The sequence below is a fragment of the Pseudoalteromonas sp. UG3-2 genome (genome assembly GCF_037120705.1).
In the GTDB taxonomy this organism is placed as follows: domain Bacteria; phylum Pseudomonadota; class Gammaproteobacteria; order Enterobacterales; family Alteromonadaceae; genus Pseudoalteromonas.
The window spans coordinates 2,687,501-2,702,675 of the sequence record NZ_JAWLJU010000002.1; the positions used below are offsets into that span (position 1 = coordinate 2,687,501).

9 protein-coding genes and 2 rRNA genes (1 of these 11 only partly in view) are annotated in these 15,175 nt (G+C 48.3%); 5 read left to right on the top strand and 6 right to left on the bottom strand.

Annotation, left to right across the window (positions count from 1 at the left end; all coding sequences use genetic code 11):
* Together R3P39_RS15085 and rrf are read left to right on the top strand one after the other, a co-directional pair.
* A 23S ribosomal RNA gene (locus R3P39_RS15085) occupies positions 1–1,513 on the top strand (it extends 1,366 nt beyond the left edge of the window).
* Positions 1,514–1,654: 141 nt separating this feature from the next.
* A 5S ribosomal RNA gene (gene rrf, locus R3P39_RS15090) occupies positions 1,655–1,768 on the top strand.
* A 771-nt stretch (positions 1,769–2,539) separates the two neighbouring features.
* On the opposite strand, the gene hemN is transcribed toward rrf, so the two are convergent.
* Together hemN and R3P39_RS15100 are read right to left on the bottom strand one after the other, a co-directional pair.
* A complete protein-coding gene (gene hemN / locus R3P39_RS15095; RefSeq protein WP_336568464.1) occupies positions 2,540–3,910 on the bottom strand; it encodes an oxygen-independent coproporphyrinogen III oxidase in 1,371 nt (456 codons plus the stop codon).
* Positions 3,911–4,027: 117 nt separating this feature from the next.
* Complete coding sequence (locus tag R3P39_RS15100; protein WP_336568465.1) at positions 4,028–6,058, bottom strand: methyl-accepting chemotaxis protein; 2,031 nt, start codon at positions 6,056–6,058, stop codon at positions 4,028–4,030.
* A gap of 125 nt (positions 6,059–6,183) precedes the next feature.
* Here R3P39_RS15100 and R3P39_RS15105 point away from each other — a divergent pair, with 125 nt between their 5' ends.
* Positions 6,184–6,993 carry an NADP-binding protein gene (locus R3P39_RS15105; RefSeq protein WP_336568466.1) on the top strand — a complete coding sequence of 270 codons (810 nt, stop codon included), beginning with the start codon at positions 6,184–6,186 and terminating at the stop codon, positions 6,991–6,993.
* Here R3P39_RS15105 and hutH read toward each other — a convergent pair.
* The 3 genes from hutH to hutC form a co-directional block, all read right to left on the bottom strand.
* On the bottom strand, positions 6,957–8,489 hold the full coding sequence (gene hutH / locus R3P39_RS15110; protein ID WP_336568467.1) for a histidine ammonia-lyase: 1,533 nt from the start codon (positions 8,487–8,489) through the stop codon (positions 6,957–6,959). The genes R3P39_RS15105 and hutH overlap by 37 nt on opposite strands.
* A gap of 2 nt (positions 8,490–8,491) precedes the next feature.
* Entirely contained in the window at positions 8,492–10,171 is a 1,680-nt protein-coding gene (hutU, locus tag R3P39_RS15115) for a urocanate hydratase (protein ID WP_336568469.1), read from the bottom strand.
* Positions 10,172–10,295: 124 nt separating this feature from the next.
* The gene (gene hutC / locus R3P39_RS15120) at positions 10,296–11,009 is read right to left on the bottom strand and encodes a histidine utilization repressor (RefSeq protein WP_336568470.1); all 714 of its coding nucleotides are present in this window, start codon (positions 11,007–11,009) and stop codon (positions 10,296–10,298) included.
* A gap of 111 nt (positions 11,010–11,120) precedes the next feature.
* On the opposite strand from hutC, the gene hutI reads away from it, so the two are divergent.
* Together hutI and R3P39_RS15130 are read left to right on the top strand one after the other, a co-directional pair.
* Positions 11,121–12,344: an imidazolonepropionase gene (gene hutI / locus R3P39_RS15125; RefSeq protein ID WP_336568472.1), complete on the top strand. Its 1,224-nt coding sequence runs from the start codon at positions 11,121–11,123 to the stop codon at positions 12,342–12,344.
* A 24-nt stretch (positions 12,345–12,368) separates the two neighbouring features.
* Positions 12,369–14,123: an EAL domain-containing protein gene (locus R3P39_RS15130; protein ID WP_336568473.1), complete on the top strand. Its 1,755-nt coding sequence runs from the start codon at positions 12,369–12,371 to the stop codon at positions 14,121–14,123.
* Here R3P39_RS15130 and R3P39_RS15135 read toward each other — a convergent pair.
* Positions 14,120–15,169 (bottom strand): formimidoylglutamase, encoded by a 1,050-nt coding sequence (locus tag R3P39_RS15135; protein ID WP_336568475.1) that lies wholly within the window; start codon positions 15,167–15,169, stop codon positions 14,120–14,122. The genes R3P39_RS15130 and R3P39_RS15135 overlap by 4 nt on opposite strands.
* Between the last annotated feature and the right edge of the window lie 6 nt (positions 15,170–15,175).

Below are 15,175 nucleotides of genomic sequence, written 5' to 3' on the forward strand. Positions count from 1 at the left end.
TTAATATTCCCGTACTCAGTATGAATGCGATGGGGGGACGGAGCAGGCTAGGCAAGCATGGCGTTGGTTGTCCATGTGAAAGGCAGTAGGCTGGTGACTTAGGAAAATCCGGGTCGCTAAGGCTGAGAGTCGAGACGAGCCACTACGGTGGTGAAGTTGTTGATGCCCTACTTCCAGGAAAAGCCTCTAAGCTTCAGTTCATACTGAATCGTACCCTAAACCGACACAGGTGGTCAGGTAGAGAATACTAAGGCGCTTGAGAGAACTCGGGTGAAGGAACTAGGCAAAATCGTACCGTAACTTCGGGAGAAGGTACGCTGACATTAGGTGAAGGACCTGCGTCCGGAGCTGAAGTCAGCCGCAGTGACCAGGTGGCTGGGACTGTTTATTAAAAACACAGTACTCTGCAAAATCGTAAGATGACGTATAGGGTATGACACCTGCCCGGTGCCGGAAGGTTAATTGATGGGGTTAGCGTATGCGAAGCTCTTGATCGAAGCCCCGGTAAACGGCGGCCGTAACTATAACGGTCCTAAGGTAGCGAAATTCCTTGTCGGGTAAGTTCCGACCTGCACGAATGGTGTAACCATGGCCACGCTGTCTCCACCCGAGACTCAGTGAAATTGAAATCGCAGTGAAGATGCTGTGTACCCGCGGCTAGACGGAAAGACCCCGTGAACCTTTACTACAGCTTGGCACTGAACATTGACCCTACATGTGTAGGATAGGTGGGAGGCTTTGAAGCATCGTCGCTAGATGGTGTGGAGCCGACCTTGAAATACCACCCTTGTAGTGTTGATGTTCTAACTTAGGTCCCTGAATCGGGATTGAGGACAGTGCCTGGTGGGTAGTTTGACTGGGGCGGTCTCCTCCCAAAGAGTAACGGAGGAGCACGAAGGTTGGCTAAGTACGGTCGGACATCGTACGGTTAGTGTAATGGTAGAAGCCAGCTTAACTGCGAGACAGACACGTCGAGCAGGTACGAAAGTAGGTCATAGTGATCCGGTGGTTCTGAATGGAAGGGCCATCGCTCAACGGATAAAAGGTACTCCGGGGATAACAGGCTGATACCGCCCAAGAGTTCATATCGACGGCGGTGTTTGGCACCTCGATGTCGGCTCATCACATCCTGGGGCTGAAGTCGGTCCCAAGGGTATGGCTGTTCGCCATTTAAAGTGGTACGCGAGCTGGGTTTAGAACGTCGTGAGACAGTTCGGTCCCTATCTGCCGTGGGCGTTTGAGAATTGAGAGGGGCTGCTCCTAGTACGAGAGGACCGGAGTGGACGAACCGCTGGTGTTCGGGTTGTTATGCCAATAGCATTGCCCGGTAGCTACGTTCGGAACTGATAAGCGCTGAAAGCATCTAAGCGCGAAGCAGGCCTCGAGATGAGTTCTCACTTGGAGTTTAACTCCACTAAAGGGCCGTTGAAGACGACAACGTTGATAGGCAGGATGTGGAAGTGGTGCGAGCCATTAAGCTAACCTGTACTAATTACCCGTGAGGCTTAACCATACAACGCCAAAGTGGTTTAGCGACAGAAGTTGATAAGATACTAAAGTAGCAGCGGTTTTAGACCGCGACGAAGACAAAGAATTTAAGCAGTTTTTTCCAGATTTTAATTAATGAGGGCGACCTCATTGATACACCGAATTTCCTGGTGACTATAGCGTTTTGGAACCACCTGACTCCATGCCGAACTCAGAAGTGAAACAAAACAGCGTCGATGATAGTGTGGGCTTCCCATGTGAAAGTAGAACATCGCCAGGGCCTTATAAGTAGGTCGATGAAAGACATTCATCCATGAATCTCATCGACATTAGTACTTCCTTGTACGTCAAACCCCGATTCGAAAGAGTCGGGGTTTTTTTGCGTTTAGCGCACAATAAAAAGCGTGGGGTAAACCCGCGCCTACAGGAAATAACAGCCTTGAGAGCAATGTAGACAGAGTGGTAAAGATAACCGCGCGACTCTGACAACCCTTGGACACACATCCCTGTGGAGGGCTTCCGGCTCGGTATCCATACCTCGCGTTCACTGCACTGCGAAGCAGTGCTTCGGTCGCAGTTCACCCATGTGTCTCTCTATAAAAAGAATGAGAACATCCTACTTCGTAGCGAGCCAAGGCCTTATAAGAGGTCGATGAAAGGCATTCATCCATGAATCTCATCGACATTAGTACTTCCTTGTACGTCAAACCCCGATTCGAAAGAGTCGGGGTTTTTGCGTTTAGCGCATAATAAAAAACGCGGGGTAAACCCGCGCCTACAAAATCTAAACAGCCTGGAAGCAATAGGATAGAGACAAACCACAAGCCTTACTCTGACAATCTTTGGACACACATCCCTGTGGAGGGCTTCCGGCTCGGTATCCATACCTCGCGTTCACTGCGCTGCGAAGCGGTGCTTCGGTGGCAATGAACCCATGTACGTCAAACCCGCTGCAGCAATGCAGCGGGTTTTTTTGCGTTTAGCGCACAATAAAAAGCGCGGGGTAAACCCGCGCCTACCAGGTAGGGTTAACTCTGGGGAAGGTGGCGTGCTATATTACCCGAGAGAAGCGAGTGTTTTTAACTTGCTTTTGTAAGTAGGCGTCAAAGCACATGCAGATAATTCGAATAAATAAGTTACCGCTACTGGTGACTTTAATTGACTCCTCCGTGACTTCCACTAGGCCATCGGCGCATAGGGGGGCGAGAGCTGCTAGGCTGTCTGCAAAGTAGTGTTCGAAGTCAATGGCAAATTGTTGTTCAATTTCGCCTTTATCTAGTTCAAAGTGACAGATTAATTGCTTAATAACCGTGGCTCGAATTTCGTCGTCGGCACTCAGTGTAATGCCTTTGGTGATGGCACATTGCTTTTCTGTTAGTGCTTGATAATAGGGTTTCAGCTCTTTTTCATTTTGCAGGATCATGTGACCTATCTGAGAAATAGAAGAAACACCTAACCCTAGTAAATCACAGTCTCCATGGGTGGTGTAGCCTTGGAAGTTACGGTGTAAATGGCCTTCATTTTGTGCCACCGCAAGCTCATCAGTTTGTTTTGCAAAATGATCCATACCGATAAATTGGTAACCTGCCGCATCCATTTGTTCTAGGGTTTGTTTAAATATGGCGAGTTTGTCTGCCGCGCTTGGCATATCGGCTTCTTTTAGCTTACGTTGTGCAGCAAAACGCTCTGGTAAGTGAGCATAATTAAATACCGATACTCTATCAGGGGAAAGGGCAATTAGCTGTTCAATGGTTTCCTTATAGCTGCTAACCGTTTGGAATGGCAAGCCATAGATCATATCCATGTTAATGGATTTAAAGCCCAGAGTACGGGCTTGGTTTAACACTGCCAATACTTCGTCAAGGTGTTGTGGCCGGTTTACTGCACGTTGAACATCATCATTGAAATCCTGTACACCGAATGAGACACGATTAAACTCAAGGGTTTTTAAATGATTGAGCATATCTGGCGCCAAGGAGCGGGGATCGATTTCAATGCCGCGCTGTGCTGTTGGGGCAAAATTAAAGGCTGCATTTAACATGCTCACTAAGCGTGACATTTGTGCAGTAGTCAAAAATGTCGGAGTACCACCACCAAGATGCAGTTGCTCCACTGTGTAATCTGCAAAATAAGGTGCTTTGGCGGCAATTTCTTGTGCTAAGTAATCCAGATATACGTCAGCTTTAGATTGGTGGCGAGTAATAATTTTATTACAGCCACAGTAGTAGCACAGCTGATGACAAAATGGGATATGAATGTATAACGAGAGTGCGTTTGAGTCTGAGCCTTGTATGGCTGCTGTTAAGTCGTTTTCACTATATCCAGCTTCTAATGACAGCGCCGTAGGGTATGAAGTATATCTCGGGCCAGAAATGTTGTATTTGTTGATTAGGGATTGATCCCAGATAGGTAAGTTTTTCACGATACGCACTCTCAGTTAAGGTTGAGAGCCGTAGTGTACTGAGTATGGTCGCGGTTGATGTTGCCTCAGATCAAAACACGCTGCGATTATTACAGCGTGTTTTCTCTGAGAGATTGCTTACAGTTTGAACTGATTAACGGTGGCGTTAAGGGCTTTGGCTAGATCATTAAGATCACGGGATTCATCAGCCAGTACATTGGCGTGATTCGCGGTGCTGTTGACCAGTTCATTGATTTGGTTAAGGCTGTTATTAATGTCCTCAGCGACGACCGTTTGTTGCTCAGTCGATGTTGCAATTTGATGACTTTGGTCCTGCACCGTGGTCACAGATTCGGTGATCTCTTTTAAGGCATTGAGAACCGCTTGTGTTTCTTCTACCGTGCCTTCAGCTCTATCCTGACCCTGCTGCATCATTACTGAGGCTTTTTGGGCAATTTGCTGTAGTCGTGAAATCATATTACGAATATCGTCTGTTGACTCTTGTGTGCGACTGGCCAGCGATCTTACTTCGTCAGCAACAACGGCAAATCCGCGGCCTTGTTCACCGGCTCTAGCTGCCTCTATGGCGGCATTTAGAGCAAGTAAATTGGTTTGCTCGGCAATGCCATTAATAACATCAATAACGGCACCGATACTGTTTGTCTCTTGCTCAAGGCCAGAGACTACCTTGGCAGCTTCACCGATGTGTAAAGCCAGCTCTGTCATGACTTCCTGTGCTTGAGAAGAGCGACCGGCACCATCATTGGTAATGCGCTGTACAGCATCAGCAGCCTGGTTGGTTTCTTGGGCGTTACGAGAGATCTCTGTCACGGTTGCTGCCATTTCTGTTACTGCGGCACTGACACTATCCACTTGTTCTTTCTCGCGCTGAATCTCACTGTTGGTGTTATTCGATACTTCGCGTAACTGTGCTGAAGCATTGCTAAGTTGCTCTGCTTGGGCAGCCGTATCCAGCATCATGGCTCTGAGTTTATCGATAAAGGTGTTCATGTGCCGAGCCAGCTGACCGACTTCATCGTTGCTAGAAATATCAATTCTACGAGTGAGATCTCCCTCACCAGAAGCAATGTCGCGCATCGTATCAGTGAGCGCATCGATAGGCTTGGTAATCATTTGTGTGGCAAGCAAAATCATCACCACAATAATAGCAAGAATGATAATAACCACAGTGACGGTACTCATTACCGCGTCATTGACCGGCTCATCAATTAAAGAGACTGGGATCATTAAGCCTACATGCCAGTCCAATAATGGGTTATCGAGGGTGACATTATCAAACACCACATAGTACTGCTGGCCTTTGAAATTAACCATCGCCGAGCCCGCGCTTTGGTTAATCATGGCGGTATTTAAACCATTAAAGCCTGAAGTATCGGCAAACTGAGACTCTAAACCATCTAAGCCTTGTTTGCCCTTATCTCCCTCATCGGTGGTGGACAAGCGGTGCCCTGTACGCTCGGATAAGTGGACGACGTTAAGGTCGCTATCGAGTAAAAAGCCAAAGCCTTCACCATGAAATTTAATGTCCTCTACCATATCGTTTAAGCGGTTGATTTGGAGATCGACACCGCCCATGGCGATGAGTTTACCACTGTCATTGTATACTGGTTGGCGGATCACCGCTGAAACATCGCCAGTATTAATGTCGGTGGCTATGGGGCCAACATATAATTGTCCCACGTCTAGGGTATCTTGCCACCAAGGACGCTTATAGGCGTAATAAGGGCGACCATCTGAGTAGGCTGAGGTGCGATTATTCTCTTTGAAGTATTCGCCAGTAGTGGCAGAAGCGATAAAGGCGGACAGGATATTTTCATCGCCTTTAGCAATTCTCACCAAGTCTTCATTCATCGATTGGTAGTCTTTATCATTGCTTAAGTTAGCACCTCGAATAGTGTAATTCTCAAACCAATGAATGGTGTGTGGAGTAGACACAAAGGTTTCCACCACTTTACCGTAGCGCGCAAAGAAAGCTTCCATGGCGAGCTTTTCAGCCTGAATGTAACTTTGTGCTTCACGCTCAATGCCATCTCTTGAAAGGGTCGCGATATGGCTGACGAAGAAACTGGATGCGATGATTAATAAAATGGAAATGGTGCCGCCAATCAGCAGCAAAATCTTCTTTTTTAGGGATAGATTATCAAGCATGACATGTTCTTTTTATTAGCTAATGCAAACTGTAATAAAACCATAGATAAAAGAATAACGCTACTGTTTGCGCCGACTGATTTTACAGAGATAATAAGAGGTAACTAAAAATATGGGAAAGCATAATGACAGCGAAAGACAAACCAAAAGTAGTGGTGCTGGGCGCGGGGTGGTTAGGCCAAGAATTGTGTCTGCAATTGCAAGCGTCTGGTTGCCAGGTTGAGGGAACCCGGACTACAGCAAATAATGCATATCCTTGGAGTAGAGTACTGCGCTTAGAGCAACAACAGCTTGAGCATACCCTGTCATTGCAGCAAGCTTATTGGGTTTGCGCTATCCCACCACGAGCCAGAAAAGCCGACAGCAATTATCTAGCTACTTTGCAGCAGTCTATAGAGTTAGCCCAGCAGATGTCAGCCAAAGGCTTTTTATTGTGCTCCAGTACTGGCGTTTATAGTACTGACGCAGGTCACTATGATGAGCAAGGAGAGTTGGCCAGTAAAGCCAGTACTCGTATCAATGTTCTTAGAAGTGCCGAAGAGCTGGTGCTACAACATGGTGGCAAAGTGTTGCGCTTAGCTGGATTACAAGGCCCTAACCGAGAGCCTGGACGGTTTGTCGCTGGTAAAGCGTTATCAAGTTCTAGTAATGCTCGGGTCAATATGGTTGAGCGTCAAGACGTGATAGACGCCATATCTAGCGTAATAATGCAGTGGCAACAAGCACAATCCATTTACAATGTTTGCTACCCTGCACACCCCACCCGCGAGGAATATTATCGCCATCACTGTCAGCAACAAGGCACAGCAATGCCAAGCTTTGCTGCTACTGACAACGTGGACCGAGTGATCCAAGCTCAGGCGATCACTGAGCTTGGTTTTAGCTATCGTTACCCAATTTATTGTGAGGGTAGCATACCGCTAGGGAGTAAATGAGCCAGTGCTGCCGTGCCTAACAGGTCATTAGCTAACTCGATATCTGGCGCGAAATAGCGATCTTTGTCATAAAAGTCGACTTTATTGCGTAAAATCTGCAGTGCTTGTTGCACCTTATCGGATGGCTTTAATGGCGCTCTAAAGTCCAGCCCTTGCCCTGCCGCCAAGAACTCTACCGCTAATACGCCTTGGGTATTATCGGCCATCTCTTGCAAGCGGCGCGCAGCAAAGGTTGCCATTGATACGTGATCTTCCTGGTTCGCCGAAGTTGGCAAACTATCAACACTGCCTGGATGCGCCAGCGTCTTATTCTCAGAAGCCAGCGCGGCAGCGGTGACTTGCGCAATCATAAAGCCTGAGTTAACGCCGCCATTGTTGACTAAAAAGGCCGGTAACTTTGATAAGCTAGAATCAATCAGTAACGCGATACGTCGTTCGGCTAAGGCGCCAATTTCTGCAATGGCAAGCGCTAGGTTGTCGGCTGCCATGGCAATCGGTTCGGCATGAAAGTTACCGCCGGAAATAATATCACCGGCATCGGCAAACACCAGTGGGTTGTCAGTAACGCCATTAGACTCGACCAAAATCACTTCAGCTGCTTGTCGTAGCTGAGTAAGGCAGGCACCTAACACCTGAGGTTGGCAGCGTAAGCAATAAGGGTCTTGCACTTTTTCGCAGTCAACATGAGCATCGCTGATCTCAGAGCGAGCTTGCAAGATGTCGCGAAATGCCGCTGCAGTATCGATTTGCCCTTGTTGACCGCGCACAGCATGGATACGCTCATCAAAGGGCGCGCGGCTGCCCATGGCCGCTTCAATGCTCATGGCACCTACGACACAGCTTTGCGCATAAAGATCTTCTGCTCGGAAAAGGCCCTGTAATGCAAAGGCGGTAGACGCTTGTGTGCCATTCAGCAGCGCTAAGCCTTCTTTGGCTGCTAAGGTTAGCGGCTCAAGGCCGGCGATTCTTAAGCCTTGTTTGGCATCCATTAGTTCGCCTTGATGGCGCACTTGGCCTTCACCTAAAAGTGGCAGGCACATGTGCGATAATGGCGCTAAGTCACCAGATGCCCCCACCGATCCTTTTTTGGGCACGCAAGGGTAGACTTCGGCGTTGACTAATGCCGCTAAGAACTCAATCACTTTAAGACGGATCCCAGAAAAGCCCCGGGATAAAGAATTAATTTTTAGTACCATCATCAGCCGCACGGTACTGTCATCCATTAGCTCACCGATCCCCGCTGCGTGAGACAGCACTATGGAACGTTGCAATAATTCGAGCTCGTCTTGGGCGATTTTAGTGTTCGCAAGGAGGCCAAAACCGGTGTTAATACCATACACTGTTCGACCTTCCTTAATCACTTGCTGAACAGTATCGGCACTGTTGGCAATAGCCGCAGTGGCTGACTCATCGAGGCTGAGATTAACCGGCTGTTGATTAATTTGACGTAACGCTGCGAGCGTCAATTGGCCTGGGATTAAATTCAGTGAGTACATACTTACTTTCCTTTCAGCATTGGTAAATCGAGTTTTTGTTCCTTGGCGCAGTCTTTGGCAATGTCGTATCCGGCATCGGCATGACGCATAACACCGGTACCAGGGTCATTCCAAAGCACACGTGATAAACGCGCGTCTGCAGCATCAGTGCCATCGGCGACAATGACGACACCAGAGTGCTGACTAAAGCCCATTCCTACGCCACCACCATGGTGCAGAGATACCCAAGTAGCACCGCCAGCGGTGTTAAGTAAAGCGTTCAGCAATGGCCAGTCTGATACCGCATCTGAGCCATCCATCATGGCTTCGGTTTCACGGTTAGGGCTGGCTACTGAGCCAGAATCCAAATGATCACGACCGATAACAATAGGCGCTTTTAGCTCGCCATCTTTAACCATGTCATTGAATGCTCTTGCTAAACGCGCTCTGTCTTTCAGTCCTACCCAGCAAATTCGCGCCGGAAGGCCTTGGAACTGAATGCGTTCGCGAGCCATATCGAGCCAATTATGCAAATGCGGGTCATCGGGGATCAGTTCCTTCACCTTGGCGTCTGTTTTATAGATATCTTCCGGATCGCCAGAGAGCGCAACCCAACGGAACGGACCTATGCCTTGGCAAAATAGTGGTCGTACGTAAGCTGGCACAAAACCGGGAAAATCAAAGGCGTTTTCAACCCCTTCTTCGAGTGCCATTTGGCGTATATTGTTGCCATAGTCGGTGGTTGCTGCACCACGTGATTGCAGCGTTAGCATTGCCTGAACTTGTACTGCCATAGATTGCTTAGCCGCTTTAACCACGGCTTGAGGGTTGCTCTCGCGCTCACTGGCCGCTTGGGCCATCGTCCAGCCTTGCGGCAAGTAACCGTTAAGTGGGTCATGAGCAGAGGTTTGATCTGTCACTACATCAGGGGTGATGTTACGCTTAACCAGCTCGGCATAAATATCTGCGGCATTGCCAAGTAGCCCTACAGATACTGGCTTGCCAGCCGCTTTCGCTTCTTCAATCATGGCCAACGCCTCATCCAGGGTCGTGGCTTTGCGATCGACGTAGCGTGTTTTTAGGCGAAAGTCGATGCGCGACTCATCACATTCCACCACTAGAGCGCTAAAGCCAGCCATAGTCGCTGCCAGGGGTTGCGCACCACCCATACCACCTAGACCACCGGTGAGGATCCATTTGCCAGCCGCATCACCGTTAAAGTGTTGCTTCGCCATCGCGACAAAGGTTTCATAGGTACCTTGGACTATGCCTTGTGAGCCAATGTAGATCCACGACCCGGCGGTCATTTGGCCGTACATCATCAAGCCTTTTTTATCGAGTTCATTAAAGTGATCCCAGTTAGCCCAGTGAGGAACCAAGTTAGAGTTTGCGATTAACACTCGTGGTGCGTTGCTATGGGTTTTGAACACACCTACGGGCTTGCCAGATTGCACTAATAAAGTTTCGTCTTCCTCTAAGCGGTCAAGTGTCTCGACAATTTTATCAAAACAGGGCCAATCACGAGCGGCGCGACCAATGCCACCATATACCACCAAGGCGTTAGGGTGTTCGGCCACTTCTGGGTCGAGGTTATTCATTAGCATGCGTTTAGCGGCTTCGGTTAACCAGCTTTTAGCTGTGATTTCACTGCCTCGAGGGGCGCGGATTTGACGGCTGGGGTCTAATCTTGGGTTATCACTCATTCTGTTTACTCCTGTTGTATATACAACCTGTTCGAAACGTTTGCCATCTGCTGGCACTGCGTTGTCATGCCAAGTTGTAACGGTTTATTTTTTATTGTGGCTCACAGCGCTGCAAGCCAAGTGGTTATTTGTGTTTAAAGGTTAAATGACCGCCTAGGCGGTATTTGCTGCCCGGTGAAATAAGTCGAGCAAAACTAACAATGCCTTTCGCTGACCAAGTTCTGCGGATCATTTGCAGGCAGGGTTCTTCGTTGAATAACCCCAGCCATTGACATACCTCAGGTGATGGCATGACGGCTTCCACCGTGTGGCGCGCTTCAGTTAAAGGAGCCACATGGGATAAGTATTCGTGTGGGGTCGTCAATTCAAAGTTTTGGTCTAGGTATTCAGGCGCTAGGGTCGGGTTGACAAAGCGCTCCTCCACCTGCAAGGGTTGTTCATTTTCGTTGTGAACAATGACACTGCGAAATACCGGAGCTTCTTCCTCGACACCCAAGGCGATGGCAATGGGGGCCACAGCCGCAATAAGCTCCAAGGTTAAGACGGTGCAAGAATACTTGCCATTGCGACCTTGCACTTCCTCCGCGATATTGCGGATTTCCAGCAAGGATGACTGTGATTTGAAACTAGCCACAAAAGTCCCTAGGCCCTGACTGCGTGTCAGTATCCCAGCTTCTGTTAACTCGCTCAGAGCACGCCGCGCGGTCATGCGGCTTACGCTAAACTGTTCCGCCAACGCATTTTCTGAAGGAACTCGGGCATTTTCATGCCAAAGCCCTGCTCGAATGTTATCGATAATATGTTGTTTTATCAGCGCAAACTTAGGAGTTTCTGTCACAACCTAGCTCTCTAGAAATGGTGTTATAAAATAAAGATGGCACACTTCTCTTGTATATACAAGTATGGCTGTTAGACTCAATCAATATGACTTGAACAGAGTAGGCTAGCTATGCTTGATGCAGATTTAATCATCATTGATGTCAATATTGCGACAATGGACCCAGAAATAACCACACCTTATGGCGCCATAGAGGATGCTGCCATTGCCATTAAAGGTGGGGAAATCGTCTGGCTGGGAGAGCGTAAGCAACTTCCAGAAGTGGATGCCTTTGCTACCCCAATTCATAAAGCCGGTGGTCAATGGTTAACACCAGGGTTAATTGATTGTCATACCCATATTTTGTTTGGCGGCGCACGAGCCAATGAGTTTGAACAGCGCTTACTGGGAACCTCATATCAAGAAATTGCAGCCCAAGGCGGTGGTATTGCCAGCACCGTAAAAGCCACTCGCTTGGCGGATCGTGAAACGCTTTTTGTTAGCGCCAAAGACCGCTTGAATAGCTTGTTGGCAGAAGGTGTCACCACCGTAGAGAGTAAATCGGGTTATGGTTTAGACTTGCAAAACGAAATAAAACTATTGGAAATAAACCAGCTGCTTAACGCTCATCACCCGATTGACGTCCACAGCACTTTTTTGGGGGCGCACGCGTTACCACCGGAATATAAAAATGATAGCCAAGGCTATATTGATCAGGTGTGCGAGCAGATGCTCCCTGAGGTTGCCAAGCGCCAGCTAGCTACCGCTGTGGATGTATTCTGTGAAAATGTCGGCTTTACTTATCAACAGACGGAGCAAGTGTTTGCTAAAGCACAAGAGCTTGGGCTTGCGGTGAAATGTCATGCGGAGCAATTATCTAACCAACATGGCAGTGAGCTGGTGGCGAAGTTTTCAGGTTTGTCTGCTGATCACGTGGAGTATTTGGACGAAGCGGGAGTCAAAGCCATGGCCGCCAATGACGTGGCTGCCGTTTTGTTGCCGGGCGCCTTCTACTTTTTACGCGAAACCCAGCAACCACCGATAGACCTATTGCGTCAGCACAATGTGGCGATGGCCATTGCCAGTGACTTTAACCCCGGCACTGCACCACTTTGCTCATTGCGATTAATGCTAAATATGGCCTGTACATTATTTCGTATGACACCTGAAGAAGCATTGCAAGGTGTAACCATCAATGCAGCTAAAGCCCTTGGGTTGAGCGACCGTGGCGTGTTGAAAGCGGGTATGCGTGCTGATTTGGCTTTATGGAATATCAGCCATCCGGCCCAACTGAGTTATCAATTTGGCGTCGCTGACCTGTCAAATTTGTGGATCTTGGGTAAACTTAACCAGTAATGATGGTTTAATAAGCAGTATGTTATGTATTTTATGTTGGCGGCTGCCCTTACACTTGAGGGAGCTGCACTACTTATAACGCCATGGTCATCGGCGTTTGCTGGAGCCACTGTTATGGCGGCCTGTGCTCTGGCATTACAACGCCCTTCAGTTGTACTGTTGCTAGCGCACGTAAGCAGCATGACATTGGCAGTGTTACTGTTATTCACGGGTCAAGCGACTTGGCTATATTTGCTAACCTTGCCACTTTTACTGTATTTAATGGATGGCTTACAGCAATCGCGAGTGGGCTTTTTAGTCACCACCACCCTGGCAATTATTGCCCTAGTAGGTTGGCTAATATATCACTATTTATTCTTTATCGGCCTTCATTATGCTGCCACCATAATATTAATGATGTACTGTGTGCGGCTATGCTACAGCGCCATTATAGCCGCGGCACCTAAGTCCAAGGAAGCGGCCAATAGCCACCCAGAAGATGATTCCCTAGGCCTACCAGGCAGGCAAGCTCTAAAACAGGCATTTTTGCATTATAGATCGCAACACCCTTTCACCTGCATGTTGGTGCTGGTGAGGCTAGTGGGCTTTGAAAAAGTCAACTTTCACTTGGGAAGAGAGTTTGGCGACTTGTTATTGGCGCAATCGGCAAATCGCATCTCACAGTGTTTGCAAATTAACGAAGTGATGGCCATTACCCATCATAATGAGAGTGCAAAGCTCGCGCACCTTGGCGGACTGAACTTTGTGTTTATTTGCTCCTTAGAGCATGCCAACCACCTCCACGAGCAACTGTTAGAGCAAATAGCGGATTCTACTTTGCAGCCTTTCAATGTGGGTAGCTGTACCGTCGAAGTGTCGATGCGAGCAAGTTACGTAAACTGTGACGAAGAAATGGGGCAGCTGGAAAACTTAATTTCTTGTGCCTTTATGGCGTTGGATAGTCAGCCTCAGCAGCAGGTAGTGCCATATCAGCAGCGCATGCAGATAAAGCGCTTGGAGCAGCAAGTGAGGTTGTCAGAGTTGGCGAAAATCGACTTTCGAAACGAGTTTGAGCTCTATTTTCACCCGGTGATCCGCCACCAAGATAACCAAGTGGAGTTTGTCGAGTTACTCTTGCGCTGGCAACACCCAAAGCAAGGGATCCTCAATGCCAATGAGTTTATTGATGATATTCGCTTAGCCGGTTTAGCGGAAGGACTGGCGGAATATGTATTGGAGCGTGCTTGTGAATTGGCCTTGGCATTAAAAATGGAAAAGGTCAGTGTGCCCATCAGCATTAATGTGCTGGGCCCTGAGCTCCTCAGTGAACATTTTATTGATTACCTCGACCACACCATTCTCAATCACCAGCTCAGTCCAGACGCCATTATTATTGAGTGTCCGGCCAGCATGCTCGCCAGTTTATCAGACAGCGAAGTGGCCATGTTGAGACGCCTGAAAGGCATGGGAATTCGAATGTGTATAGATGGCTTCGGTGAGGCGCCATTAATTTTGGCTAAGTTGCCGGCGATGAAGTTCGATTACGTTAAGTTGTCTCGCAGTATGACCAATGAGCCAGAAAAGTTAGGACATACAAAGGCGCTGGTTAAAGGCATTGTCGAGATGCATCAGCAAAAGCACTGCATGGTGATCGGCGAAGGAGTTGAGACACAAAGCCAATTAGATTTTGTCAAAAGCCTTGGCACCATTGCAGCGCAAGGCTTCTATTTTATTCGCCCGCAAAATAGTAATATTCTGATTAGCTGGGTTAAGCAGTGGCGTTTGTCACACCCAAGCTAGCCCAGTTTTGCGCTGAGATAAGCGTTTACAAGATTTGCCAATACTTGGCCGCAATGCTCTATGCCAACGGCTTCTCCGTGTGGGTGCCTGCTTGGCGCGGCTTCGCACAGGTGCAGATATTTACTATTTTTATGTTGGCTGGCTAAATACACAAAGTGCTCCGCATCGGCGGCACTAAAGCCTTGATAGGTGAGGGCGCTGGCGGGCATTGCAGTGATGGCGTCAACATCTAACTCAACGCCAAGTCCGGTCGTTGCATGGTAAGATGCTAGGGCTGCGGTTACGGCTTCGGTGAGACTTTTAACGCGGCGAACATAGATGTCTTGATAGCTGGTAAAGCCAAACCCCACGTCATGCAAGCGAGTCAGGATTGCTTGGTTATTTTTTTGTTCATGCAAACCAATGATATGGTAATCCGCGAGGCTACCAGCCTGATGGGCGTAACTAAAGCCATTGCCACTGTGGCGGCCTTCACATGCCCTAAAGTCGGCATGGGGATCAAAGTTTAGCGCTGCGAGCGGGGATTGTGTGGCTTGGAAGTAGCCTTGTAGAAGACCATATGCATTGTTGTGGCCACCACCAATAACAATGGGCTCAAGCCCTGCTGCAAAGATGGCCGCAAATACCGCAATCACGCGTTGGTCTATGCTGGCACATAACTGCCGTAAACGCTGCAATTGCTGTGGCTGAGTATTGTCCAGCGAGCTTGCTTCAGCATTGATATCGTCAAGCTCTACTTCGCCCAGCAAGAGTACCTTTTTGGCACTGAGGAATTGGTTTTCAGGCTGGTTTAAAAAGCGCTTTAAAAACGCCTGCCAGCCTAACTCTGAACCACCTTTACCACAGTTGGCCCGCGGTCCAATATCCTCTGGAATACCGACTAAAACGTAGCGTATACCAAACGCGGCGGCATCTTTTAAGGCTTCGAGAAAGTTATCCTGAGATTGCAAAAAGCTGATACTTTGCCATAGCCGAGTTTCGCCATCGCGGCTGACGGTCAACTCGCTAATGGCGTGCTCATCATAAATTTTGACTGCTGAATTCATGACTGC

What these genes read in the sequence shown, in the direction of transcription:
- R3P39_RS15130 (WP_336568473.1), top strand. Translation starts at nt 12,369, where the DNA reads ATGTATTTTATGTTGGCGGCTGCCCTTACACTTGAGGGAGCTGCACTA.
- R3P39_RS15135 (WP_336568475.1), bottom strand. Translation starts at nt 15,169, where the DNA reads ATGAATTCAGCAGTCAAAATTTATGATGAGCACGCCATTAGCGAGTTG.
- hutH (WP_336568467.1), bottom strand. Translation starts at nt 8,489, where the DNA reads ATGTACTCACTGAATTTAATCCCAGGCCAATTGACGCTCGCAGCGTTA.
- R3P39_RS15100 (WP_336568465.1), bottom strand. Translation starts at nt 6,058, where the DNA reads ATGCTTGATAATCTATCCCTAAAAAAGAAGATTTTGCTGCTGATTGGC.
- hutU (WP_336568469.1), bottom strand. Translation starts at nt 10,171, where the DNA reads ATGAGTGATAACCCAAGATTAGACCCCAGCCGTCAAATCCGCGCCCCT.
- hutI (WP_336568472.1), top strand. Translation starts at nt 11,121, where the DNA reads ATGCTTGATGCAGATTTAATCATCATTGATGTCAATATTGCGACAATG.
- R3P39_RS15105 (WP_336568466.1), top strand. Translation starts at nt 6,184, where the DNA reads ATGACAGCGAAAGACAAACCAAAAGTAGTGGTGCTGGGCGCGGGGTGG.